The organism is Vibrio stylophorae (assembly GCF_921293875.1).
Classification (GTDB): domain Bacteria; phylum Pseudomonadota; class Gammaproteobacteria; order Enterobacterales; family Vibrionaceae; genus Vibrio_A; species Vibrio_A stylophorae.
Genome location: NZ_CAKLDI010000001.1, coordinates 20,384 through 45,562 on the forward strand (window position 1 = coordinate 20,384; position 25,179 = coordinate 45,562).

The following is a 25,179-nucleotide window of genomic DNA, read 5'->3' on the forward strand; positions in this document are numbered from 1 at the left end:
TGCATTCGACAAAGGCATATCGTTATGCGCTAAGTGAGTGCGGCTGCGAATCTTGAAGTTGAACCTGACTCACATCCCAAAGTTTTTCGATTTGAGCATACAGGGCGCTGATTGGGCGCTGGCTGGTGACGGTTACTGCAATATCCATTGTGTTATGTTTGTTTTGCGCCATTTCAAAGCGCTCGACATGAAATCCGCGGTGGCGAGTGACGCGTAAAATGCGCTCTAGCATCTCAGGGCGATCCGCCGCTTGAATGATTAGGGTGTGCTCGTTCATGCTTCACTCTCCAACATGTGATGGTTGGCGGCGCCCGGTGGCACCAATGGCCAAACGTTCTCTTCCTCTGAGATCGCGACGTGTAATAGGTAAGGTCCTTCGCTTTGCAGCATGGTATTGAGCGCTTGTGGCACTTGCGACTTATTGGTGATGGTTTGTCCATCAATGCCAAATGCGCTGGCCATGGTGACAAAGTCAGGGTTGTCCGTGAGATAGGTTTCGCTATAACGGGCATCAAAGAATAGCTGCTGCCACTGGCGCACCATGCCAAGACGCTGGTTATCAATGAGGACGATTTTGACCGGTAGCTGGCAGCGACGAATGGTGCCAAGCTCTTGTACATTCATCATAAAAGAGCCATCGCCGGAAACCAGTACCACAGGATCGGTGCCGCGACTGATTTTTGCGCCAATCGCTGCTGGCAAACCAAAGCCCATGGTGCCAAGGCCTGCTGAGGTCAAAAAGTTTTCAGGACGACTTGGGCGCATATGTTGAGCCGCCCACATTTGGTGTTGGCCCACATCGGTGGCAACCACGGCATTATTCGGTAGTAGGTCGGACAATTGCTTGAGCAATAGCGGCGCATAAATAGGCTCACCTGGGTGATCGTAACGCCAAGCGTATTGCTGTTTCATCGCCATCACTTGCTGTTGCCACTCAGGTTGTGGCTTGGCGTTTAGTTGCGGCAAAAACACATTGATTTCACCTTTGAGTGCAGCGTTCGCACGGCGCAATTTATCAAGCTCAGCAGCATCAATGTCTAAGTGGATTACTTTGGCTTTGGGCGCGAACTCATCCAATTTACCGGTGACGCGATCATCAAAACGGGCGCCAATGGCAAAGAGAAGATCGCACTGCTGCACGGCGTGGTTAGCCGCTTGGTTGCCATGCATGCCGACCATGCCCAGCGCGTAAGGGTAACCTTTTGGCGCCACTCCCAAACCTTTCAGGGTGCTCACCACGGGCATTTGGCTTTGAATCAAAAATTCACGCACGCTATCCGTGGCATTGCCAAGTAGCACCCCACCACCGACGTAAAGCATGGGTTGGCTACTGCTATCAAGTAGTTGCTGCGCGGCGTTTAGGGCGTTGGCATCAAATTCATTCTGAATCGGTAACGCGATTGGCTGTGCTGGCTCACCGACAGCAGGCATCATCTGCACATCTTTGGCGATATCGACTAACACTGGGCCTGGACGACCGGATTTCGCGACATAAAAGGCTTCGGCTAAGGTTGGCGCCAAGTCTTCAGCGCGGGTCACCAAATAACTGTGTTTGGTGCAGGCTAGCGAGAGGCCAAGGACATCAATTTCTTGGAAAGCATCGGTACCGATTAAAGGGCTGGCAACCTGACCTGTGATTGCGACTACAGGCACTGAGTCTAGGAGCGCATCGGCAAGGCCGGTGATCAAGTTGGTCGCGCCGGGGCCAGAGGTGGCAATACATACGGCGACAGATTGGGTGGCACGGGCACGGCCAATGGCACCCATGGCTGCACCTTGCTCATTACGAAACAGGATATGTTCAACGCCACCATCATAAAGTGCATCGTAAACCGGCATGATGGCACCACCTGGGTAGCCAAATACCGTATCGATACCATGGGTTTTTAGGCTGGCCACTACGAGTTCTGCACCTGTCATAGCTGACCTCGCTGTGCTTGGCGTCGCGTTGCACTTTCCTGTGCTGCGGCATGCTGTCCTTGTCTCATCCTTGCTTCCCTAGCATTTTGTGAGTGATAAAAAAAACCCCCGGCCTGTGGCTCGGGGGTTGATGTTTGTTGTGTTTGCTACTTTACGCACACTCCCCCGCTTCGCGCTGAATAATAATCACCACGAGGACGTTGATAATGAGCAGGATTGCGTGATTCAAGTAGTTCATATTGACCTAAAGTCTATTTATTGTGTGTTGCTATGACCTTAGTGGTATCACAGACTCGTCCTGCCTGACAAGCAAAAAGCTTAAATTTTTTTTCAGTTCCACTGCATAAACAGCGCAAGTGCATAATAATTGGTTTAGCTTAAATAATCATCAAGCAATTTCAAATGGAGATTGAAGCCTATGCCCTTAGCTGTGGTGCACAGTCGTGCTTGCGTTGGAATTGATGCGCAACCTGTAACCATCGAAGTACATTTAAGTAACGGTTTGCCCGCCTTCAACCTTGTGGGTTTGCCTGAGGCGAGTGTCAAAGAATCACGAGATCGGGTGCGCAGTGCGATCATCAATGCAAACTATGAATTCCCAAATCGACGCATTACGGTGAACCTTGCGCCCGCAGATCTGCCGAAAGAAGGCGGCCGCTTTGATTTACCCATCGCCTTGGGTATTTTGGCCGCCTCAGGTCAAATTTCAACCGACACCTTAGCGCAGCATGAATTTGTCGCCGAATTGGCGCTTTCTGGTGAGTTACGAAGTGTAAAAGGTGTGTTACCAACCGCTTTGGCGGCAAAACGTTCAAAGCGTTGTTTGGTGGTCGCCAGCGCCGATGCTGAGCAAGCAGCATTGGTGGATGCTGGGGGGCATAAAGCCGCAGATCATCTGTTGGATGTTTCTGCATACTTATGCAAACAGAAGCAGCTATCGCTACCCTTTTTTGATAATAAAGAAAATACCATCAGGTTATCCCGAGATTTGCAGGATATTATCGGGCAACAGCAAGGAAAGAGAGCATTAGAAATTGCTGCTGCCGGACACCATAATTTGTTACTAGTGGGTCCTCCTGGTACAGGGAAAACCATGTTGGCATCTCGGTTACTGGATCTACTGCCAGAGTTGGACGACGATCAGGCATTGGAAACCGCATCCATTCGCTCTCTTTCCGAAGGTCAAATTCATCACCACAGTTGGCGCAAGCGTCCCTTTCGTGCGCCGCATCATTCTGCGTCCATGGCAGCTTTAGTCGGTGGCGGCTCGGTCCCTAAACCGGGTGAAATCTCTTTGGCCCATCACGGCGTTCTATTTTTAGATGAGATGCCGGAGTTTGAGCGCAAAGTGCTTGATGCTTTGCGTGAGCCTTTGGAGTCAGGTGAAGTGGTGATCTCGCGGGTCAATGGTAAAACCCGTTTTCCCGCTCAATTTCAGCTGGTGGGCGCGCTCAATCCCAGCCCTTCTGGACAGTTTGAATTAGGCTCGGTGCGTCATCAGCCGCAAGCGGCACTGCGCTATTTAAGCCGTTTATCGGGACCATTATTAGATCGCTTTGATCTCTCCATTGATATTCCGGCGCTACCCAAAGGCGTGCTGGCTAGTGGTGGTGGCGATCGCGGAGATAGCACCGACACTGTAGCTAAACGCGTGTCACGGGTTCGCCAACTCAGCCAGCAACGACAGGGCTGCGCCAATGCACTTTTATCGGTGCGTGAAATTGAGAAGCACTGTGTTTTGCTGCCAGCCGATAGCCAATTTTTAGAAAATGCGCTGCACCAATTGGGATTATCGATTCGCGCCTATCATAAAATTATTAAGGTGGCGCGCACCATTGCTGATCTTGCTGAGAGTCCACGCATTGAACGACCCCATTTAGCCGAAGCTTTAGGCTATCGCGCTATGGATCGCCTGCTTCGGCAGCTCAATCAGGTAGTGCAATAGCGTCCCTATGGCATTTTGGTTATCATGTGCGCAATTTGAAGTTGCCGAGTCTAGATAAACGCTTATGCCATGGATTTTGACGCCATTTGTTTTTGTGATGAGTTCACTGTTTGTGTTGCTGAATACCAGTTTGTGGTCAGCGCTGATCATTGTGGTCGCGCTGTTTAAATTGTGTGTTCCTTGGCAGCCTTGGCGCCGCGTCACAACACAAATCGCGAATCGTCTGATGTGGTGTTGGTGTGCATGTCAGGCTTTCTATTTTCGCTTGATCAATGGTGGTCAATGGCGGTTGCAAGGTGGTGAGCAATTAACGCCGCAGCAATCCTATTTGATGATCGCCAATCATCGTAGCTGGAGCGATATTGTGGTGATCTGTTCACTGTTTTATCGCCGTATGCCGATGACCAAATTCTTTATGAAGCAGCAACTGCTCTATATTCCGTTTATGGGATTGGCGTGCTGGGCCTTAGATATGCCTTTTATGCGCCGCTATTCCCGCGAAACCTTAATTCGTAAGCCGCATTTACGTGGTCGTGATCTGCAAACCACGCGCAAGTCCTGCGCTAAATTTAAAGGTGTGCCCACCACTGTGGTGAACTTTGTTGAAGGGACGCGCGCGACGCCAGATAAACTGAAACGCTCCTCTTATCGACACCTTTTAGCGCCGAAATCTGCCGGCATTGCTTATACCTTGGCGGCGATGGGTGAGCAGTTTTCAGCGATTGTGGATGTCACTTTGCTTTATCCTCGCGGCCAATCTAAGTTGTTTCTTGCGATGCTGGCCGGTCGTTTAAATCGAGTCACTGTGGTTGCGAAAACCCTACCAGTCGATGCGCAAGTGATTGGTGATTACTTTAATGACAAACCATTTAAACGTGATTTTCAGTTGTGGCTCAGTGATCGCTGGCAGCAAAAAGATCAGCAGATGGATGACTTTTACCATAGTGAGTCTAAGTCGGATTGATGCCGGTGATACCCATAAAAAAACGCGCTCAATGAGCGCGTTTTTTGTATTCAATAGGCGGTATTATTTTTTAAGCAGCGCATTGACGATATCAATGTAGTCTTGCGGTGTTTTTACCGTATCAAGAAGCACAAGGTATCGACCATTGACTACGGTGCTTGGTACGCCGCTTAGCTCCGCTTTGCGAGCATCGTTATCAGCACGAACCACTTGTGAGTTGATCACAAAGCTATTGAAGTAGGCATTAAAGTCCGCTTCGCTGACGCCGTTTTTAATGAATACATCGCGAATTTTGGCTTCGGTCAGTGGTAGTTTTAGGCTCTTTTCTACGTGGTAATCGTGAAAGAACACATCATTGAGGTCTGGGCGATTCAGCGCTTGCGCGGTGAATGCTGCTTTACTCAAGAGCTTACCTGACTCTCCGCCCATAAAGCTAAGGTGGCGTTTTTCAAAGCGCACATCAGCAGGAAGTTGGGCGACCATGGCTTTCACTGTTGGCTCTTGGCCAAAACAAGCAGGGCACATGTAAGAGAAGTACTCAGTGACTGTGGGGCTGCTGGTCATCGGTGTGGATAGGGTTTTGTATTGCACCCCTTCTTGCAGCACCATGGCATTGGCTGAAATTGAAAATAGAAGCGCCGTGAGGGCAAGTATGAGCTTTTTCATCAATCTTCCTTCTTTTTTATTGTGTTTACCATTGTGGTGATAGGCTCAAAGGTGGCTCTTGCAGTGCGGCCAGTTGTTCTTTGATCGCCAAAATCTGTCCTTCCCAATATTTATGATCGCTAAACCATGGAAATGCCAGTGGAAAGGCGGGATCGGACCAACGCTTGGCTAGCCATCCCATATAGTGTACCAGTCTCAGACCACGAAGCGGCTCGATCAGTTGCAACTGCTTTGTATCAAATTGTGCAAATTCTTCATAACCTTCCAGCAAAATATCAAGCTGCATCAGCTGATCCTGGCGTTCGCCATGTAGCAGCATCCAGATATCCTGCACTGCAGGGCCATTACGCGCATCGTCAAGGTCGACAAAAAGCGGTCCATCACGCCATAGAATATTGCTGGGATGACAATCACCATGCAGGCGTTGTTGCTGTATTTGTGCAGGCCAGCGCTGCTTGAGTTCGGTACTGAGTTGGTCGAGATCGTGGAAAAAGGTGCCTTCAATGGCGCTGGGAACCAAGCTGGATTGCTGCAAAATGGCCATTGGCTGATCTAAATACTCATCACAGCCCATGGAGGGGCGAGCTTGAAATAGTCGGCTTTGACCCACCTGATGAATACGCCCTAAATAGCGGCCTACTTGCTCAAGTTGCTCTAAGTTATCCACTTCAAAACTGCGACCGCCAAGGCTCGCAAAGATCGCAAAAGCAAAGCCTTGATAGTCAAATAAGCTTTGGCCATCGCGCAGAATGGGTGTGGCCATGGGTACTTCGGCGGCCACCAGCTCAGCAGCAAAATAATGCTCTTCCTGAATTTGCGCCGCGCTCCAACGCTCAGGACGATAGAACTTCACCACATAACGGCGATTATCTTCGTTGACGAACTGGTACACGCGGTTTTCGTAGCTGTTAAGCGCCAACAAGCCGGAGTTAGGGTAAAAACCCACACTGGCGAGCGCATCAAGCATTAAATCTGGGGTGAGGTTTTGAAAATGAAAGCCTTGGGACATTGTTTTGCCTACTTGCATGGTCGCCATTGAAACTGGCCGAGCGGCAAGCCTACCTCAAGCCCGAATAAAAGTCAGGCGATGGCTTACTCTTGATAATCGCTAATAAAACGGCTGTGGTGCGTGACTTGCTGATCCGCTTGCTGCAGCACAAAGGTAATGGGATAGATTTGCTGATTCAAGGTTTCAGGGTCAGCCGCTAAGGTGATCAGTATGCTGCGCCTTGCATTGGCTTCAACCTTGAGTGTTTTCGGTCCTTGCCAAATCCAAGCGGTGTTATCCATCAGGGATAACTGATAGGTGTGTGTCTGCTGTGTTTTGTTTGATATCACCAATTGATAGCTGTTTTCCAATAATCCCTGGTTATTATATTGGTAGAGCTGCTGGCGATCGCGTATGACCGTTAGGGTCATGGTGGTGCGCGCGTTAATCATTAGGCTAAATATCAGCAGCGCAATCAGCGTGATCAGCGCATAACCCAGTAATTTTGGGCGAGCGGCGAGCTTTTGCTTTGATTCGGCATGGTAGCCAATGAGATTAGGCGCTTTGCCAAAGCGTTGCATGGTGTGATTACAGGCATCAACACAGGCACCGCAGTCAATGCACTCATATTGTAAGCCCTGACGAATATCGATACGGGGTGGGCAGACTTCGACGCAGAGATTGCAATCGACGCAGTCGCCAAGATTGTTTTGCTCGCCTTTACGCTGTTTTCCTCTTGGCTCGCCGCGCTGTTGGTCATAACTCACCGTGATGGTGGCATCGTCATACATTACAGATTGAAAGCGTGCATAGGGGCACATATGAGTGCACATGATGCTGCGCATCCAACCGGCATTGCCATAGGTACAGACCGCAAAAAACAGCACCCAGCCACCGCGACTATCCCACAAATTTAGCGTGATCAGATCGTAAAACAGCGAATGAATTGGCACAAAGTAGCCAATAAAGGTGGCGCCTGTGAGCAGTGAAATCAGCCACCAAGCCATATGTTTGAGCGTTTTTCGTGCATAGAGTGCTAGTGACCAAGGTAAGCCATCTTGTCTTTTTCGTTTATTAGCAGGCCCTTCTAATTTTTCTTCAAACCATAAAAAGATAAAGGTCCAGACGGTTTGTGGGCAGGTAAAGCCGCACCATACCCGCCCTAGCCAAGTGGTGATCGCAAAGAGCGCAAAAGCGGCGATGGCAAAGAGCAGCGCCAGTAAAATAAAGTCTTGCGGCCATAGGGTGATGGAAAAAAGGTGAAATTGGCGCTCAGAAAAGGAGAGTAAAATGGCTTGCCTACCCTGCCAGCTGAGCCAAGGCAGCAGAACAAAAAGGGCGATTAATCCACCGCCTAAATAGCGACGAAGGCGTTGAAAATGACCTGAACTGGCACGCACATAGGGCGGATGTTGTCGCGTCACGAATGAACCAACCTTGGTTTGAAATCCTCTTTTTAGTGTATGTGCTGAAAATAAAAATGCTCACCGAGGTGAGCATTTTTCAAAACCCTGAGCAAAGGTTTGGCTGAGCGCTTATTTTGGCTCAATACCACGCGCGCGAAGGATCGCGGTTTTAAAATCTTCTTCGTAGTCTTTTTTGATGCCAGGAATCACATCTGTTTTTGCGCAATCGCGCATTTTTAGATGATAGATCAGCACATCATCGGTGAGGTCAGCCAACTCACCTTTGTAACCTGCTTCCTGCGCTAATTGTGCAAGGAGGGCCAATAGGTTGGTGTCAGATTGTTTTTCCCAAACCGGTTTGAGCAGTTCTAGAACTTCATTGAGGCGATGGCATTGCATGACTTTCTCCTTAAAGGGGATCTCTATTTTTAATTATTGGGTGCAAATTATCAGATTCTGAATTTGATGATAAGCCTTGGGGATAGATTTGTGCGACAAAATAGCGCATGATTCAAACAACAAAAATTTAACGAATGCAAAGCATTCAGGTAGTTACTTTTCAGCTTTAGCCTTTTCAGACTTAGGCGCTATCCAATAAAACGACAACAGAGAGAAGCCTATGGATCGCTCATCCACCCCTTCAAATCGAAACCTATCGCATCAAATTGCGCGCTCCCTTGGCCGTGAAATTCTTGCGGGTGTGTTTGCGCCTAATGATATTTTGCCCGGCGAGGTAGAGTTAGGTATTCGTTACAAAGTCAGCCGCACTGCGATTCGTGAAGCCATTAAAATGTTGGCTGCCAAAGGGATGGTTTACCCTCGCCCACGCATTGGCACGCGCGTGATGCCAAAGCGCAACTGGAACTATCTCGATCAAGATTTGCTCTCTTGGATTGAATTTAAGCAAGATGATGCGCTGGTCGCTGAGTTTCAAGCGATGCGCCGTGTGATGGAGCCGGAAGCGGCGGCACTGTGCGCGGTCAATGCCAGTGCTGAAGACAAAGCTGAATTGGTAGGCCTGATGGCACAAATGCGCGCGCTACAAAATAACTTTGATAGCGATACTTGGGTGCGAATCGATACCGATTTTCATCAATTGATCTATTTTGCCTCGGGTAACCACTTTGTTAGCCCTATCGGTAACCTATTTAAGACAGTGTTTGAAAACTACTTCCGCTTAATCACCACAGATCATGTGCTCAAATTAGATATTCATCAGCGTATTGTCGATGCCATCGTGATCGGCGACGCGCAAAGTGCGCGAGTGGCGACTCAAGAGCTATTATCTGATTAAAAAATGCGCGAAAAAAATCGATCAAAAAGCCGCGCTTCGCGCGGCTTTGTTCTATGGAGAATCAACCAATGTTGATTACTTCATTTGTGGTTAGAAATAGTATCTCACCCCAGCAGTTAGACCATGAGTCACCATTTTTTGGTCAAAGCTAAATTTGGAGTAAAGCACGCGATAACCAACAGAAACATCAAATTGATTGGCTTGGTAACCGATCTCTAAACCTGCTTGATAAGCAGTATGGCTATCAGAGATAGATTGAGCGCCATTATTTTCATCCGTAGAGAGCGAACCTAAACCCACCAGAAATCCAGAATACAGTGGATTGCTTCGATCGGGATCTGTGAGCTTGCCACGTAAATTAATAAAATACGCATCACCGTCAATGTTGTGTGATGGTGAGAAATCAACAGTATTTATTTTTCGAAATTCCCCTTCAACACCCAAATCAAAGCTTCGATTAATAGGCATGTGATAACCTAAATAGATGTTTGCACCTAAATCATTTTGTTCTTCGATGGCATTTGACAGTTTGGTGTTATTTGCAATCGCAGCATCAACCCCTGCGTAAAAGTGATTATCATTTGTATGAGCTTGGGCTGTACAGGAAAGCAGTCCGCATAGTGCGATAAGCTTAATTTTATGGTTCATTTGACGTCCTATGGAGAACAATGCGCTGTTACGCGAAATGGTGAATAAGTACACAGTGATATTGATATAAGAGTCAAGATGATGGTGTGCGGTGTGGTGTATTGCTAAGTGATTGATGTGAAAACTTATCTTTCCAATATTCTGTTATACGTCCGGTATGAGCGTGTTCGTTTCAAAAGACATCTGTTGGTTTTTTTTGACTGAAATATTAGGCTACAACTTTCGGCGCTAGCGCCGAAAGTTGTAAAAGGATATTTGAAGATCAAGCGCCGTAGTATGCGCGGCGATAGATCTCTTTTACATCTGCAACGCTTGGTGTGCCTGGGTTGGTAAGGGTGCATGGATCGTCAAAGGCGTTTTGGCTCATGCGATCTAGAACCTCCAAAAACTGCGCTTCAGGCATATCCACTTCAGTGACGTCTTTAAAGGTCAGTGGAATATCTAGTTTTTGGTTCAGTGCGCGCAGCTCAGTTTCAATATTGCTAAAGCCTAAGTATCTTTCTACTTCTGCGTATTTCTCAGTGGCTTGTTTGTTGTACTCAATGATGTATGGCATCAAGATCGCATTGGCAAGACCGTGGGTCACGCCAAACTCACCACCAATTTTGTGTGCCAATGAGTGTACCAAGCCTAAAGAAACGTTGGAGAAAGCCATACCAGCAAGGGTTGAGGCGTTGTGCATATTGTCACGTGCGCTCATATCATCGCCTTGCTTATAGGCTGTTTCGATATTTTCAAAGACCAATTTAATCGCGCGAATCGCCAATGGATCGGTGTAATCGTTGGCGACTTTTGAAACCAAAGCTTCAAGGGCGTGTGCCATCACATCCATACCGGTATTGGCAGTGATGTGTGCGGGCATTTTTGCTGGCAATGCTGGGTCGATGATGGCGACATCAGGCACGATATGTGCGGAGACGATTGGATACTTGATATGGTTTTCCAAATCAGTAATCACTGAGAACGCGGTGATCTCAGACGCTGTGCCACTGGTGGATGGAATGGCCACAAATTTTGCTTTATTGCGCAGCGCTGGCATGGAGCCAACAGGAATAATATCTTCAAAGGTCAGGCTTGGGTGCTCGTAGAAACACCACATGATTTTTGCTGCATCAAGCGCTGAACCACCACCAATGGCGATAATCCAATCTGGCCCGAAATCGAGCATTGCCTGTGCGCCTTTTTGTACGGTTTGTACTGATGGGTTTGGCTCGACGCCATCAAATACGATGGACTCAATTCCCGCCTCGGCTAGATACTTTTGGGTTTGCTCAATAAAACCAAATTTTTTCATTGAGCTACCGCCTGTGACAATCACAGCTTTTTGGCCACTGAGACTTTTCAGTGCATCCATTGCGTTTTCGCCAAAGTAGATACTTTCAGGAATCTTAAAACTATTCATCGGTGCCATCCTTATGACTTAATTACATAAACTGACATCGATGATAGGCCTTTTATCTCTAAAAAAAGGGGGGAGGCTCACACTCCGAGCGGGCGTTTTGAAACAAAGTGCAAGAATGGCGAGCGATCGTCATTTCCTCTTTCTTTATTGTAAAAGGCAGCCGATTTTTGTGCGCTATTGACGGTGAAGGGTCACAAAATGCTATAAAAAAGCCGCGCGAAAGCGCGGCAAAGAAATGAAAGAGAGGAAGTTATATTGGTTATTAGAATCTGGTTATCGGCGAATCGCTTTAAAGGATTCAGTGGTCGCTTTTAGCGCGATTTCTGATGGCAAGCGCTCCATGGAGCTAGCGCCATAGAAACCATGACAATCAGGGCAGCGATCAAGAATATATTGCGCGTCTTCAGGTGTTGCGATGGGGCCGCCATGGCAAAGGACAATCACTTGCTCATTGACCGCCTTGGCTGCTTTGGCCCAATCTTGAATCTGCGCCACGCAATCATCTAAGGTGACTGCTGTATCAGCGCCAATATTGCCGCCTGTTGTCAGTCCCATATGTGGCACGATGATATCAGCGCCTGCTTTGGCCATGGCCATGGCATCTTCTCGGCTAAACACATAGGGCGTCGTCAACAGACCCTTTTGATGCGCTTTGGCGATCATCTCCACTTCAAGGGCATAGCCCATGCCGGTCTCTTCCAAGTTGGCGCGGAATTTCCCATCGATTAACCCGACGGTTGGAAAGTTTTGCACGCCTGAAAAGCCCAAGGTGATCAGCTGGTCTAAAAAGCTATCCATATGGCAGAAAGGATCGGTGCCATTCACCCCTGCCAGTACTGGGGTGTGATTGACCACAGGAATCACCTCTTTGGCCATATCAACCACGATTTCATTGGCATTGCCGTAAGCGAGTAAACCCGCGAGTGAACCGCGGCCAGCCATGCGATAGCGGCCAGAGTTGTAGATCACGATTAAATCGATGCCGCCTGCTTCTTCACATTTGGCAGATAGACCCGTGCCAGCCCCGCCACCAATGATCGGCTCACCGCGGGCGATCATTTCCTTAAATTGCTTGAGTAGCTGTTCTCGTGTTTGATGAATCGACATAAAAGACTCCTAATACAAAGATTGAATTTGGTGAAATTGAGCGACTACGGCCTCAGCGAACTCAGGATCATTGATGTGATAAGGCAGGCGAATCAGTTGTCGTGATGGGGTTTGCGCAAGGTGCGCTTCGAGCGCATCAAATAGGGCTTGGTCCGCTTCAGGATTCCAAAATAGCTGGCCCTGTTGATCGAGCGCAGAGAGTCCTTTTTCAGGAATTAAGAATCGCACTTCGCCTTGGCATTGGTTGAGCTTTTGCGCGATCCATTGACCCAGCTGCGCACACTCTTTGGCATTGGTACGCATCAGGGTGACTTGCGCATTGTGCTGATAGAACAGGCGATCTTGATAGGCGGCTGGAATGGTATCGGGCGCGCCAAAGTTGATCATATCCAATGCCCCGCAACTACCGACATAGGGCAGCTGAGTTTCAATCACCGCATCAAGACGGCGCTCATCGCAAGCTAAGACGCCATCAAACAAGTGATCGCAGATCTCCGTGGTGGTGAGATCAAGCATGCCGTGAATCAATTGATTTTGCGCCAGCTGTTCCATGGCTTTGCCGCCATTGCCCGTAGCATGGAAAATCAAGCAGTCGTAATCCTCATCGAGCCGAGTTTTGATTTGCTCCACGCAAGGCGTGGTCACACCAAACATGGTCATACCCAGCGCTGGTTTGTCTGGATTGCGTGGGCTGTTATCGCTGGCGTGAGCAAATTTCACCTGACCAGCAATGGCATGAGCGGCATTGCTTAGCACCACTCGAGAAATGGTATTGATGCCTGCAATATCGGTGATGGGATAGAGCATGGCGATATCACTGCAGCCCACATACCCTGCCGTGTTGCCAGATGCCATGGTAGAGACCATCAATTTAGGTAAACCAATGGGCAGATCCTGCATCGCAGGCGTAATAATGGCACTGCCGCCAGAGCCGCCCAAACCAATGAGCGCTGCGATATCTTGGCTTTGTTTTAAGAAATATTGAAAGGCGAGGGACATGGCTGCAATTGCAGTGCCGCGATCCGCAGAGAAAACCGCAGCAGCACCGTCAGGGTGGAAGCTCGCAACGGTGGCATTTGAGATGTCCGCTCGCACAGAATGAGTGTGTTGACGGGTTGAAAGATCAACGGTTTTGGTGGATAGCTTTTGAGCATCTAGATGTTGCTCAATAAAATAAACCTCCTCAGCCTTGGTATCAAAGGTTGAGGCAATGTAAATACATTTTGGTGTCATCGCTTACCCTCATGTTTCACTGATGTGGTACATCCAGCGGGAAATCCTGTGTATTTCAGTTCGTCAACAGCTGCTGTGCTGATAGAATAATCAGAATGAGACATGAGTATCACGGAGTTTTTGAGATTTATGTATAAAAATGAGACTGCGATCTCTTCTGGGGCGAAGGAACCGCTTTCAGGGGTACGGGCGCGTACCCATAAATTATTAATTGAAACCGCATTGCATTTACTTGAGGGCGGGTGGTTTCCATCGGTGTCTGAATTAGCCAAAGCCGCTGATGTGTCACGTGCGACGGCTTATCGCTATTTTCCAACGCAAAGTGATTTAATGGCGGCGGTGATGGATGCTGTGCTGGTGCAAGTGCAGCAGTGGCAGCCGCTCAGTGATGATGATGCGGTATTGCGAATGCAGGAACTGCTTGCTTTTGCCTACCCACAAATGATGACCCATGAAGGGGCGCTGCGAGCGGCGATTCAAGTGTCCTTAAGTCAGTGGGCGGCGCAGCGTGCTGAACCTTCTGCAGCGGCTGAGCATCTGGTTCGAGGCAATCGAAAAGAGCTAGTGGCGCGCGCTGTCTCGCCCTTACAGTCGAGTTTATCTGAGCCTGCTTATCAGCGTTTGATGCAAGCGCTCTCCATGGTTTATGGCTCAGAGCCGATTGTGGTGCTGAAAGATATTTGGCAGTTGGAATCAGCTGAAATTACAGAGGTCACGCAGTGGATGGCCAAGGCCCTGATTCGCCAAGCGCAGGAAGATGCGAAAGCGGATTCAGCGGAAAAATAAAAAAAGCGGCTAAGGCCGCTTTTTTACTGCGTGTGAGGCGATGAGCCATTGAGGACATCGCGCATTATGCCGTATGTTTTTTCGCGGCCACCCCTTTTGACATAAAGAAGGTTGGCAATGGTAGAAGTATCATCAAAATGAAAGGGATGAGCGCGTCGTACTGTTTAAAGTCCAGCGCCACTCTGATGTTCATTAGACCAATGCTGTAGGTGGCATAGCCAGCCACGGCGATGGCAAGTAGGCGTGCAATCCACACTGTATTCTTGAGTAGAATAAAAGGTACAAGCGCGATCATGCCCCAGAAAATTGGCGAGAAACTGATCGCGATTTCGCCATGGAATGTCAGAATGCGAGTGAGTGTTGTCGCCCATGCGACTTGGCTGTTCCATTGATAAAAGACAATCGCGAGTAGTGCTAGTGCTGCGATACGTGCAATTAGCGAGCGAATTGGATGAGTCATGGTTGATTCCAAGAGTGATAGAGGCTGATTTTATACGCCTGTTGCGCTTGTATACCAAGTTTTATGTGTGACAAAAAAGCGACCCTTAGGTCGCTTTTCACTGTGATGCGATGACTGCTTTGATTGCATGCTTAACGCATGGTCACGAACTCTTCAGAGCCAGTTGGGTGAATCGCTACCACGCTATCAAAATCTGCTTTGGTTGCGCCCATTTTAATTGCCACCGCAAAGCCTTGAATCATCTCATCGACGGTAAAACCAATGCCGTGCAAGCCAACGATTTTTTCCTCTTCACCCACACAAACCAGCTTCATTTTGCAAGGTTGGCGATGCTGCGTGACCGCAGTGTACATGGCGGTAAAGCTTGAGGTGTATACCTTGACATTGGCTTCGCCATATTTGGCTTTGGCGTCAGGTTCGGTTAAACCAATGGTGCCAATCGGCGGGTGGCTAAAGACCACGGTAGGTACCAGGTCGTAATCCATTTTGGCATTGGGCTTATTGTTAAAGAGGCGCTCGGAGAGCTGGCGACCTGCTTTCACTGCCACCGGCGTAAGCTCAATGCCGCCTTCCATAATATCGCCGACGCAATAGATACCAGCGGCATTAGTTTGCTGGAATTCATCAACCTTAATATAGCCTTGCTCATTGGTGGCAACGCCTGTGACGCCAAGATTAATGGCATCGGTTGCTGGATGACGGCCGATCGCCCAGATCAGGCAATCCACTGTGTGTTTGCCGCCATTTTCGAGTTCAAGCGTAAGGCTACCATCGTCGTTTTTGTGTACCGCTTTTGGTGTTGATTGGGTGTGCAGGGTTGGCCCTTCGGTCGCCATCACTTCGGTGAGGGTGTCGATGATCATCGGGTCAAAGCTGCGTAGCGGCGATTCTTTGCGCACGAAAAGATGGGTTTCTGTGCCCAAGGCATGGAGCACGCCAGCAATTTCCACCGCGATATAACCCGCACCAACGACGGCAACGCGTTTTGGCTGCGACTTGAGTTCAAAGAAGCCGTTGGAATCGATGCCGTGCTCTGCTCCTGGAATATTTGGAATGGTTGGACGGCCACCGACTGCGATCAAAATATGTTTGGCGCTGTAGTGCTGGCCATTGACCTCAACGGTGTTGGCATCGACAAATTTGGCAAAGCCGCGAATCACGGTCACTTTGTTGTTATCCAGTACCCGATCATAGGATTGATGAATGCGACCAATATAGGCTTGGCGGCTTTCAACTAACTTGTCCCAAGAAAAGCCCTTTGGCTCTACCTCAAAGCCATAGTCTTTGGCATAGAGATGGATCGCTTCGGCGATTTGCGCGCCATGCCACATCACTTTTTTCGGTACACAGCCCACATTGACACAGGTGCCGCCGAGATCTTGCGCTTCAATCAACGCCACTTTCGCGCCGTACATGGCAGCACGGTTTGCAGAGGCGATGCCACCGCTGCCGCCACCGATACAGATATAATCAAATTCTGTGGTCATGACTTTTCCATCCGTTTGTTGTTTGCGCTTATCGGTTTGAGACTTCAACCGATCACGCTTGTTTTATAGGTATTTATTTTAGCCACAGTGTAGCGAGCAATGAGATTTGGTGAAAGCGATGCACTTCACCGATTGACTTTTTATGACCTGAAATTGTGCGCATAAAAAAACGCGCAAGTTGCGCGTTTTTAAGAGGCAAACAGGGATTACTCAGGCACGATCCATTCCACCACATGGTGGCCATCTGAGGGGGCGATCTGCGCCTGTAGCCAAGGCAGCAAGGCTTGCATTTGGCTTTCCAATTTCCACGGTGGGTTAATCACGATCATCCCCGATGCAGTCATGCCGCGCTCTTCACTATCAGGGGCAACGCCCAATTCAATTTTTAGAATCTTGCGAATACCGCTTTGTTCAAAGGCTTTGCACATGCGATCAATGGTGGCGCGCTGCACCACGGGATACCAAATGGTGTAAATCCCCGTTGCCCAGCGGCGATGCGCTTTGATCACCGCATCGGTGACATCTTTATATTCGCTTTTGAGCTCATAAGGGGGATCGATCATCACCATGCCACGGCGCTCTTTTGGCGGCATGCAAGCGATCAGTTTTTCTAAGCCTTCATGTTGGTCGATGCGCACTTGGCGATCGCGATGAAACTCTTGCTTTAGCAATGCAAAATCGGCTGGATGCAGCTCAGTGAGTTGCATGCGGTCTTGGTCGCGAATCATGGCGCGAGCGACGCGCGGAGAGCCCGGGTAATAGCGCATAGGTTCACCCGCTTTGGCACCCTGATTGACAGCGCTGATGGTAGCAAAATAATGGGCAAGATCGGCTGGCGCACCCGCCTGCCAAATGCGGCCAATCCCCTCTTTGTATTCACCGGTTTTTTCTGACCACTCATGGCTGAGGTCGTAGCGTCCTGCACCAGAATGAGTGTCGTGATAAACAAATGGTTTGTCCTTTTGTTTTAGGGCATCGAGGATCAGAGTTTGTACCAAATGTTTCACCACATCGGCATGGTTACCGGCGTGAAAGCTGTGACGATAGCTAAGCATTGAAAGGGTCCAATGTTGAATGAGCGATGACGCGCGCAAATAGAAGCCGTTGGATATCGACATTTTGCCGCTTGAGTTGCTGGCTATTATGGCGAAAACTGTGGCACGCTGCATAAATATTTCAGAGCAAATTCAACCAAGACGTTGAAAATAAGAATAAGTGTCATCATCTACACTATATAACGCTTATCTAGCGCTCATTTTGCTAAGGATTGAATCATGTCAAACCCATTGCTCAGCTTTACTGACCTGCCTCCATTTTCACAAATTAAACCCGAGCATGTGGTGCCGGCGGTGGAGCAAGCCATCGCAGATTGTCGCGCCAATGTGGAGCGAGTGCTTGCCAGCGACCAGCAACCAAGCTGGGATAGCATCTGCGCGCCTTTGACTGAGACCGACGATCGATTGAGCCGTATTTGGTCACCGGTGAGTCATATGAATAGCGTGGTCAATAGCAAAGAACTGCGTGAAGCCTATGAGCAGTGCCTGCCTATGCTGTCTGAATATGGTACTTGGGTTGGCCAGCACAAAGGTTTGTTTCAAGCCTATGAAGCCATTGCCAACCGTCCAGATTTTAAAGAGCTCAGCATTGCCAAACAAAAAGCAGTGACCGATGCGCTGCGCGATTTCCAACTATCAGGGATCGCACTGCCATCCGATCAGCAATATCGCTATGGCGAAATTAGCAAGCGTCTATCAGAGCTAAGCTCGCGCTTTAGCAACAATGTGTTGGACGCCACCATGGGCTGGCAAAAGCAAATTGACAATGAAGCTGAGCTTGCAGGCATGCCTGAATCAGCCATTGCAGCGGCCAAAGCGGCGGCTGAAGCCAAGGGCTTATCGGGTTATTTACTCACCCTTGAGTTTCCTTCTTATTTGCCCGTGATGACCTACTGTGACAATCGTGAATTACGCGAAGAGATGTATACCGCCTTTGTTACGCGTGCATCGGATCGCGGCCCGCAAGCGGGTCAATGGGACAATACCGAGATCATGGCGGAAACGCTTAAGCTGCGTTTTGAGATCGCCCGTCTACTTGGCTTTAGCACCTTTAGCGAAAAATCACTGGCCACCAAAATGGCGAAAGAGCCAGCGCAGGTACTGAATTTCCTCAATGATTTGGCGAATCGCGCTAAGCCTCAGGGCGAGCGTGAAATTGCTGAGCTCACGGAGTTTGCCAAAGCGCAATTCCAAGTGACGGAACTTGCGCCTTGGGATATCTCTTACTACGCCGAGAAATACAAACAGCACCTGTTCTCTATTTCTGATGAAGAGTTGCGCCCTTACTTTCCAGAGCAAACTGTGGTGAATGGCTTGTTTGAAGTACTTAACCGTGTGTTTGGCATGCGTGTTGAGCCACGTGAAGGAATGGATGTGTGGCATGACTCGGTGCGTTTCTACGATATCTTTGATGCCGATAATAACTTGCGCGGTAGCTTCTATTTGGATCTCTATGCTCGCGAGCACAAACGTGGCGGCGCATGGATGGATGAGTGCCGCGTGCGCCGTGCATTGCCTGATGGCAGCATGCAAACACCAGTGGCTTACCTCACCTGTAACTTCAACAAACCCGTGGGTGATAAACCTGCGCTGTTTACCCATGATGAAGTCACCACCCTATTCCACGAATTTGGCCATGGTATTCATCATATGCTGACTCAAATTGATGTTAGTGCGGTCTCTGGGATCAATGGCGTGCCTTGGGATGCGGTTGAGCTGCCAAGTCAATTTCTTGAAAACTGGTGCTGGCAAGAGGAAGCGCTGAGCTTTATCTCCGGTCATTATCAAACCGGTGAGCCACTGCCGACTGAGATGCTTGAGAAAATGCTTGCGGCTAAGAACTTCCAATCAGCGATGATGATTCTGCGCCAGCTAGAATTTGGTTTGTTTGATTTTGAGTTGCACACCCAATATGACCCAGAGCTGGGCGCGCAAATTTTGCCGACTTTGCAATCGGTGAAAGATCGCGTCTCTGTGGTGCCAAGTTTGGAGTGGAACCGTTTCCCACATGCCTTTAGCCATATCTTTGCCGGTGGTTATAGCGCCGGTTACTACAGCTACTTGTGGGCCGAACTGCTTTCTTGTGATGCATTCTCACGCTTTGCCAAAGAAGGTATTTTCAACACCCAAACAGGTCAGGATTTCTTGGATTGCATTTTGACCCGCGGCGGTAGTGAAGAGCCAATGACCCTCTTTACGCGCTTTATGGGCCGTGAACCACAGATTGATGCGCTACTTGTGGACCGTGGTATTGCCTAATATTGCGAAAAGCGCATAAAAATCGATCAAAAAAAGCCATCCTTCGGATGGCTTTTTTATTTCTGTTTCCAGATTTGATGCTTCCCTTTCGAGGTGAGTCCCGAATATCAATTTTGCTGAGGTTTTACTGCCCTGACCCCTTCGATAATTTGCAATATCAGCGCTGATGCTTGAAGGCACAAGCAATTGGGGCTTTGCTAGAAGGAAGCTGCTTAGTTAGCGGCTTCTGCTTTGCGCTTAATCCAGGTTTCATTGAGCCAGAGTGAGGCGAGGATCAGTGCTCCGCCTGCAAGTAGACGCGGCACATCAACACTGTGCTGCCAAATGGTGAGATTGACTAGCAATCCCGCGGGTACCAAGGCGTTATTCATCACCGCGAGTGCGCCAGCGTTGACCTGCGTTGCACCTTTATTCCAGAGAAAGTAACCAATCCCTGAAGCAATGGTGCCAAGGTAGATCAAAATACCCCACTGGCTGATAGTGGTTGGCAGTTTAATCGGCATAGGCAGGGTTAGCGCATGCAACGCAAAGACACTGCCAGCAACCAGTACCGCACCGATATAGAACCAGCCAAAAATAGTGTGTTGCGGCAGTTCACGCGCTTCTTTTTCCAGCAATTTTTTATAGGCGACCTGACCAATGGCAAAGCAAAGGTTGGCCCCCTGCACCACCAAAAATCCCTGAATAAATTGGCTGTTCACTGGCGTCATTTTGATCACCACAGCACCCGCGACGGCGAGTACGGCGCTGAGTAGATACCAAGGGCAAAAGCGCCCTTCGAGAAAATCATAAATCAAGGTGACATAAATTGGCGTGAGTACAGTAAAGAGCAGCACTTCTGGCACAGTAAGGAGCTCAAAGGATTTAAAGTAGAACACATACATTAAACCCAATTGGCAGCCACCAATGGCCATCATTTTCAAGGCGATTTTTGTTGCCACGCGGTGGCGAACCAAGACCGGAATAAAAACTAGTGCCGCCAGCGCAACGCGGAAGAAAGCGGAGAACCAACTATCGACGCGGCCAGCAAGAAATTCACTAATCAGGCTAAATGAAAATGCCCACAGAACCGTGGTAGCAATGAGGTAATTCATGGCGTCCTTTCGCTTATAGACGGAAAAGACGCCAGTGTAGCGAGATTCGCTAAATTGGGAAATTAACTTTCCAGTGGTACAACCAAGAGGTTCACAGGCACCACGCCAAGCAGTTGCTTGGTGGATGACATCAATTTACTCCAGAAGTCCTGATGGTAGCCAGTGACCACCAAATCGATGTTCCATTCTTTAATTGCATTGATGATTTCATGGCTGAGATCGCCACTGCCCACTAAAGTATGAGAGACCGGATAGTCAGCATGATCAGCCAATGCTTGTAGCTGATTTTGCGCATCTTCCAGCATGTGGTGCTGCGCTTCGGCAAAGTTGATATCGATGAGTCCGGTATAAAGTTCGGCGTAGTTAATATCGATATGGATGATCGATAGTTTTGCACCCAACGGCTTAGCCAGTTCCGCAGCGCGGCGAACCAAAAGTTGGCTCTCTTCAGTTAAATCGACTGCCACTAAAATATGTTGATATGCCATGGGGTTACACTCCAATGATTGGGACATGAATTTATCCTAGCACCGAGATTTGTAAAAAAACCTCGAATTGATCGCACTGCCGTTGCGCTATAGGATGAGTAAAAAAGCATCTATCACACTTTGACGCGAAGATTCTTTTCGCCGCAGAACAGAGTGAATCTGAAACATAAGACACAGGAGCGCCGCTCCCCTTGCTATAAAGGAATAAAGTGATGTTAGCAGCAGCCATGATCGACAAGTTAAACGAACAAATTAACCTCGAGTTTTTCTCTTCCAACCTCTATTTGCAGATGAGTGCGTGGTGTGAAGACAAAGGCTTTGAAGGGGCCGCTTTGTTTATGCGAGAGCACGCCAAAGAAGAGATGCTGCATATGCAAAAACTGTTCACCTATGTCAGTGAAACTGGCGCAATGCCACTGCTTGGTACCATAGAAGCGCCGCGCGCTGATTATGGCTCACTGGGTGACCTGTTTCGTGAAACTTATCAGCATGAACAGTTGGTGACTAAAAAAATCAATGAGCTGGCACACGTCGCTTTTACCGCTCAGGACTACTCCACCTTTAACTTTTTGCAGTGGTACGTGGCGGAGCAGCATGAGGAAGAGAAACTGTTTAAAAGCATTCTCGATAAAATTGAATTGGTCGGAGAAGACGGTAAGGCACTATTCTTTATAGATAAGGACCTTGCCGAGCTAGCCAAAATTGGCACGGCCACGGCGATGGATAGTCCGCTGTAAGGGGAGAAAGGCGTTACCCTGACCACAGCGGCACTGAACAAGCAGTGAGGAAACGTTATGGTTCAAGGTGACGCACTTTTTTTAGCCCTTCTTTTGATCGCAGTGCTTAATGGCGTACGCTGCATCTCCAGTTTGAAGTCACTGCTGGTGGTGATGCGCGATGCACACCCCATGCTCTACCTACAAGTGGATGGCCGTGGCTTTTTCTCAACCCATGCTAATTATGGAAAACAGGTTCGGTTGGTGGGGTATTTGATTTCTCGCCAATATCAGGGACACCATGACAGCTGTTTTGTCACCAAATGCGATAAGGTTCGCCAGCTTTTTCTGATCACCATCGCGATGTTTACCTTTATGTTGTTTGGCATTCCGCTTTTATCCTGGATAGGGCTGTAATTGCTCACTAAATTTGTTTAGATGACAGCGACCGAGTATGGTCGCTGTTTTTTTGCAAATAGGAGAACGATATGGAGCGCCTGCAGCATTGGTGGCAGAGCTTGTCACAGGGGCAAAATGCCGACTGGATACAAAATATCGCGTTACTGTTAGCGTTAAGCTTGGTGGTGTGGGGAATTTGGTTGCTGGTGTGCCAGCGTTTAGAGCATGTCGCGGATAAAACCAAAATGCGTTGGGATAACGCGTTCATTCATGCTGTTCAGCGTCCAGTCTCTTTTCTTATTTGGGCTTGGCCCATTCTCTTTGCGCTGCAAATTCTGGTGGAAAACATCACCCACTACGATGGCTCATTTTTGCAAGGTGTGCGTGAAATCGTCTTGGTCTTTGGTGTGGTGTGGAGCATTCTGCGCCTGATTGCTCAGGTGGAAGCGCAGCTCATTGAAACGGGCCGTGATTACACCACCATCAATGCCATTGCCAAGGTACTTCGCTTGCTGGTTTGTGTGATGGGTGGTTTGGCCCTGATGCAGCAATTGGGGCTCAGCCTATCGGGTATTTTAACCTTTGGTGGTGTCGGCGGTTTGATTGTCGGTATGGCGGCCAAAGATCTGCTGGCAAACTTCTTTGGCGGTTTAATGATCTACCTTGACCGTCCCTTTAAAGTGGGCGATTGGATTCGCTCGCCCGATCGTCAAATTGAAGGCACCGTTGAGCGCATTGGTTTTCGAATGACGGTGATTCGAACCTTTGATAAGCGTCCCCTGTATGTGCCTAATATGGTGTTTAGTACTGTGGTGGTGGAGAACCCATCGCGTATGCTCAATCGTCGCATCTATGAAACCATTGGCCTGCGCTATGACGATGCAGCTGTGGTGGATCCGATTCTCGCGGAAGTCAAAGCCATGCTGCAGAGCCATGTTGAGATTGATAATAAGCAAACCCTGATGGTGAACTTTAATCAGTTTGGTAATTCATCACTGAACTTCTTTATCTATGCCTTTACCAAAACCACGGATTGGGTGCGCTTTCATCAAATCAAACAGACGATTTTGCTCGAGGTCTATCAGATCATTCAGCGTCATGGCGCCGATATCGCCTTCCCAACGCAAACGCTGCAGATTCAGCACGATGGCCCAGAGCCAAGCTTTGTCTCAGTAGCTGATGCAAAGCAATCCTAAAGAAACATGGTGATCGCGAGGGGCACGCCCTCGCCTTCTCTCACGGTATTAGCACTTGAAACTCAATCGAGCATTTGATTTTCAAGTGCTTTTTTATTGCGCCTCTTTTATTGATAGGGCGATCAGCAAAGTCGCCTGTTCTTCACCACTTTCTTTGATATGAAATCAGTGGGTATTTTTTCACGCACTTTCAAACTCGCCTGCTACTTTTAAATAAATCAATAGCGCGAACCACGCGCAGCACCTGGTGTGAGGTGAGTATGTCGAACGAAGTTGAATCCTGTGAAAAATCAACCAAGTGTCGCGAATGGGGCACTTTTTTATTGATCACTGTGGTGGTGATTCCCATTTTGACTGTGGGGTTAATTGGTGCCTATGGCTTTGTGGTGTGGATGCTGCAATTGATTTATGGACCGCCGGGACACGGCATGTAACGGGTTCCTTGTTGAGTCTTTCACCATGAGGTAAGGATATGTGGCGTCGCATCAAATGCATTTGGCAAACTCTTTCTCGCCCAGCCAAGCACATCAGTCTGGGCGTTCTTTCTATCGGCGGTTTTCTCGCTGGGGTCATTTTCTGGGGCGGTTTTAACACGGCACTGGAAGCTACCAACACCGAAGCTTTTTGTATTAGCTGTCATGAAATGCGTGACAACGTGTATCAAGAGCTTCAGGGCACCATTCACTGGACCAATCGTTCTGGCGTGCGCGCCACTTGTCCTGATTGTCACGTACCGCACAATTGGACGGACAAAATCGCGCGAAAAATGCAGGCCAGTAAAGAAGTCTGGGGAGCGATTTTTGGCACCATTGAGACCCGCGAAAAATTCCTCGATAAACGTTTGGAGCTTGCTAGTCATGAATGGGATCGCTTCAACGCCAACGGTTCCTTGGAATGTAAAAATTGTCACAGCTACGCCAGTATGAATTTCGAGGTGATGTCTGAGCGTGCGCAAGTGCAGATGCGCCAAGCCGCAGAGCGCGATCAAAGCTGCATCGATTGTCATAAAGGGATCGCCCACCATCTTCCTGAAAACATGCACCAAGGCTCGGGCTTATTGGCAGGACTTGAGCAAAAAGCGCAAGGGGTTTCCTATAAAAAAGGGATGACTTACTACAGTGTGCGTCAGCAGCCGCTCTATTTGGATGAAGCGCTAACGCAAGGCGCAGGTGATTTGATTTCTGCAACGGGCGTGACGGTTTTAGAGGTCACAGATAAGGCGCTGAAGGTTGAGATTCAAGGTTGGCGTAAAGCCAAGGGCTTTGGCCGTGTAATTGATGAGGCTTTTGGGCAAAACATCAAAGAAGCCGTGCTCACCAAAGAAGCTGCGCAAAATGAGGCCGTGGTACAGACCTTTGAGAAAAAAGATGATGACCTGACAGGTTTGCCATGGCAGCGCGTCACGGTCACGGTCTGGATGAAACCGCAATCCCTATTGGCTGATCGCCAAGTGCTGTGGGATGAGGCCAATCAGATCTACACCAAGGCTTGTAGTGTCTGTCACTCACAACCAGATCCGGCACACTTTGATGCCAACACATGGCCAGGTATGTATGCCGGTATGCTCTCTTTCGTCAACTTTGATGGTGATACCCAAGAGCTGGTATTGAAATACCTACAAAAACATTCATCTGACTACAGCGATGGACATCATTAAGGAGCGGTT

Annotated in this window: 25 protein-coding genes; 10 read left to right on the plus strand and 15 right to left on the minus strand. The window is 48.7% G+C overall.

The features are described from left to right. Positions 1 to 22: 22 nt before the first annotated feature. The gene (gene ilvM / locus L9P36_RS00105) at positions 23 to 277 is read right to left on the minus strand and encodes an acetolactate synthase 2 small subunit (RefSeq protein WP_237463982.1); all 255 of its coding nucleotides are present in this window, start codon (positions 275 to 277) and stop codon (positions 23 to 25) included. Next, positions 274 to 1,920 (minus strand): acetolactate synthase 2 catalytic subunit, encoded by a 1,647-nt coding sequence (ilvG, locus tag L9P36_RS00110; protein WP_237463984.1) that lies wholly within the window; start codon positions 1,918 to 1,920, stop codon positions 274 to 276. The genes ilvM and ilvG overlap by 4 nt, the downstream gene beginning before the upstream one ends. Before the next feature lie 418 nt (positions 1,921 to 2,338). Here ilvG and L9P36_RS00115 point away from each other — a divergent pair, with 418 nt between their 5' ends. Together L9P36_RS00115 and yihG are read left to right on the plus strand one after the other, a co-directional pair. Beyond that, positions 2,339 to 3,865, plus strand: a complete 1,527-nt coding sequence (locus L9P36_RS00115) for a YifB family Mg chelatase-like AAA ATPase (protein ID WP_237463986.1) — start codon at positions 2,339 to 2,341, stop codon at positions 3,863 to 3,865. Positions 3,866 to 3,938: 73 nt separating this feature from the next. Further along, positions 3,939 to 4,829: a 1-acylglycerol-3-phosphate O-acyltransferase, YihG family gene (gene yihG, locus L9P36_RS00120; protein WP_435532749.1), complete on the plus strand. Its 891-nt coding sequence runs from the start codon at positions 3,939 to 3,941 to the stop codon at positions 4,827 to 4,829. Between the two features lie 63 nt (positions 4,830 to 4,892). Here the strand turns inward: yihG and L9P36_RS00125 are convergent, their stop codons facing one another. From L9P36_RS00125 to L9P36_RS00140, 4 genes are all read right to left on the minus strand, one after another. Continuing rightward, positions 4,893 to 5,495 carry a thiol:disulfide interchange protein DsbA/DsbL gene (locus L9P36_RS00125; protein WP_237463989.1) on the minus strand — a complete coding sequence of 201 codons (603 nt, stop codon included), beginning with the start codon at positions 5,493 to 5,495 and terminating at the stop codon, positions 4,893 to 4,895. Between the two features lie 25 nt (positions 5,496 to 5,520). Beyond that, complete coding sequence (locus L9P36_RS00130) at positions 5,521 to 6,522, minus strand: serine/threonine protein kinase (protein WP_435532750.1); 1,002 nt, start codon at positions 6,520 to 6,522, stop codon at positions 5,521 to 5,523. A 65-nt stretch (positions 6,523 to 6,587) separates the two neighbouring features. Further along, the gene (gene ccoG, locus L9P36_RS00135; protein ID WP_237463993.1) at positions 6,588 to 7,907 is read right to left on the minus strand and encodes a cytochrome c oxidase accessory protein CcoG; all 1,320 of its coding nucleotides are present in this window, start codon (positions 7,905 to 7,907) and stop codon (positions 6,588 to 6,590) included. A 111-nt stretch (positions 7,908 to 8,018) separates the two neighbouring features. After that, a complete protein-coding gene (locus tag L9P36_RS00140) occupies positions 8,019 to 8,288 on the minus strand; it encodes a YihD family protein (protein WP_237463994.1) in 270 nt (89 codons plus the stop codon). Positions 8,289 to 8,508: 220 nt separating this feature from the next. Between L9P36_RS00140 and L9P36_RS00145 the strand changes: the two genes are divergently transcribed. Beyond that, the gene (locus tag L9P36_RS00145; protein WP_237463996.1) at positions 8,509 to 9,183 is read left to right on the plus strand and encodes a FadR/GntR family transcriptional regulator; all 675 of its coding nucleotides are present in this window, start codon (positions 8,509 to 8,511) and stop codon (positions 9,181 to 9,183) included. 90 nt (positions 9,184 to 9,273) lie between these two features. Here the strand turns inward: L9P36_RS00145 and L9P36_RS00150 are convergent, their stop codons facing one another. The 4 genes from L9P36_RS00150 to L9P36_RS00165 form a co-directional block, all read right to left on the minus strand. Beyond that, the gene (locus tag L9P36_RS00150) at positions 9,274 to 9,831 is read right to left on the minus strand and encodes an outer membrane beta-barrel protein (protein WP_237463997.1); all 558 of its coding nucleotides are present in this window, start codon (positions 9,829 to 9,831) and stop codon (positions 9,274 to 9,276) included. Positions 9,832 to 10,093: 262 nt separating this feature from the next. After that, a complete protein-coding gene (locus L9P36_RS00155) occupies positions 10,094 to 11,233 on the minus strand; it encodes an iron-containing alcohol dehydrogenase (RefSeq protein ID WP_237463999.1) in 1,140 nt (379 codons plus the stop codon). A gap of 273 nt (positions 11,234 to 11,506) precedes the next feature. Next, entirely contained in the window at positions 11,507 to 12,340 is an 834-nt protein-coding gene (locus L9P36_RS00160) for a phosphoenolpyruvate hydrolase family protein (RefSeq protein WP_237464002.1), read from the minus strand. Between the two features lie 9 nt (positions 12,341 to 12,349). Then, positions 12,350 to 13,573: a Tm-1-like ATP-binding domain-containing protein gene (locus tag L9P36_RS00165; RefSeq protein WP_237464004.1), complete on the minus strand. Its 1,224-nt coding sequence runs from the start codon at positions 13,571 to 13,573 to the stop codon at positions 12,350 to 12,352. Positions 13,574 to 13,702: 129 nt separating this feature from the next. Here L9P36_RS00165 and L9P36_RS00170 point away from each other — a divergent pair, with 129 nt between their 5' ends. Beyond that, positions 13,703 to 14,359 carry a TetR/AcrR family transcriptional regulator gene (locus tag L9P36_RS00170; protein ID WP_237464012.1) on the plus strand — a complete coding sequence of 219 codons (657 nt, stop codon included), beginning with the start codon at positions 13,703 to 13,705 and terminating at the stop codon, positions 14,357 to 14,359. A 64-nt stretch (positions 14,360 to 14,423) separates the two neighbouring features. Here the strand turns inward: L9P36_RS00170 and L9P36_RS00175 are convergent, their stop codons facing one another. The 3 genes from L9P36_RS00175 to L9P36_RS00185 form a co-directional block, all read right to left on the minus strand. Continuing rightward, positions 14,424 to 14,819: a hypothetical protein gene (locus tag L9P36_RS00175; protein WP_237464014.1), complete on the minus strand. Its 396-nt coding sequence runs from the start codon at positions 14,817 to 14,819 to the stop codon at positions 14,424 to 14,426. Between the two features lie 131 nt (positions 14,820 to 14,950). After that, positions 14,951 to 16,306 (minus strand): glutathione-disulfide reductase, encoded by a 1,356-nt coding sequence (gorA, locus tag L9P36_RS00180; protein ID WP_237464015.1) that lies wholly within the window; start codon positions 16,304 to 16,306, stop codon positions 14,951 to 14,953. A 206-nt stretch (positions 16,307 to 16,512) separates the two neighbouring features. After that, positions 16,513 to 17,361, minus strand: a complete 849-nt coding sequence (locus tag L9P36_RS00185; protein ID WP_237467804.1) for a 23S rRNA (adenine(2030)-N(6))-methyltransferase RlmJ — start codon at positions 17,359 to 17,361, stop codon at positions 16,513 to 16,515. 219 nt (positions 17,362 to 17,580) lie between these two features. Here L9P36_RS00185 and prlC point away from each other — a divergent pair, with 219 nt between their 5' ends. Next, positions 17,581 to 19,620: an oligopeptidase A gene (gene prlC, locus L9P36_RS00190; RefSeq protein WP_237464017.1), complete on the plus strand. Its 2,040-nt coding sequence runs from the start codon at positions 17,581 to 17,583 to the stop codon at positions 19,618 to 19,620. A gap of 212 nt (positions 19,621 to 19,832) precedes the next feature. On the opposite strand, the gene L9P36_RS00195 is transcribed toward prlC, so the two are convergent. Together L9P36_RS00195 and L9P36_RS00200 are read right to left on the minus strand one after the other, a co-directional pair. Next, positions 19,833 to 20,714: a carboxylate/amino acid/amine transporter gene (locus tag L9P36_RS00195; RefSeq protein WP_237464019.1), complete on the minus strand. Its 882-nt coding sequence runs from the start codon at positions 20,712 to 20,714 to the stop codon at positions 19,833 to 19,835. 62 nt (positions 20,715 to 20,776) lie between these two features. Next, positions 20,777 to 21,202 (minus strand): universal stress protein, encoded by a 426-nt coding sequence (locus L9P36_RS00200; RefSeq protein WP_237467805.1) that lies wholly within the window; start codon positions 21,200 to 21,202, stop codon positions 20,777 to 20,779. A 212-nt stretch (positions 21,203 to 21,414) separates the two neighbouring features. Between L9P36_RS00200 and ftnA the strand changes: the two genes are divergently transcribed. The 5 genes from ftnA (at position 21,415) to torC (ending at position 25,170) form a co-directional block, all read left to right on the plus strand. Beyond that, positions 21,415 to 21,939, plus strand: a complete 525-nt coding sequence (gene ftnA, locus L9P36_RS00205) for a non-heme ferritin (protein ID WP_237464020.1) — start codon at positions 21,415 to 21,417, stop codon at positions 21,937 to 21,939. A 57-nt stretch (positions 21,940 to 21,996) separates the two neighbouring features. Further along, positions 21,997 to 22,335, plus strand: a complete 339-nt coding sequence (uspB, locus tag L9P36_RS00210; RefSeq protein WP_237464021.1) for a universal stress protein UspB — start codon at positions 21,997 to 21,999, stop codon at positions 22,333 to 22,335. 71 nt (positions 22,336 to 22,406) lie between these two features. Then, the gene (locus tag L9P36_RS00215; RefSeq protein ID WP_237464023.1) at positions 22,407 to 23,513 is read left to right on the plus strand and encodes a mechanosensitive ion channel family protein; all 1,107 of its coding nucleotides are present in this window, start codon (positions 22,407 to 22,409) and stop codon (positions 23,511 to 23,513) included. 260 nt (positions 23,514 to 23,773) lie between these two features. Further along, positions 23,774 to 23,947, plus strand: a complete 174-nt coding sequence (locus tag L9P36_RS00220) for a periplasmic nitrate reductase, NapE protein (protein WP_435532716.1) — start codon at positions 23,774 to 23,776, stop codon at positions 23,945 to 23,947. Between the two features lie 38 nt (positions 23,948 to 23,985). Further along, a complete protein-coding gene (gene torC, locus L9P36_RS00225) occupies positions 23,986 to 25,170 on the plus strand; it encodes a pentaheme c-type cytochrome TorC (protein ID WP_237464026.1) in 1,185 nt (394 codons plus the stop codon). Positions 25,171 to 25,179: the final 9 nt, after the last annotated feature.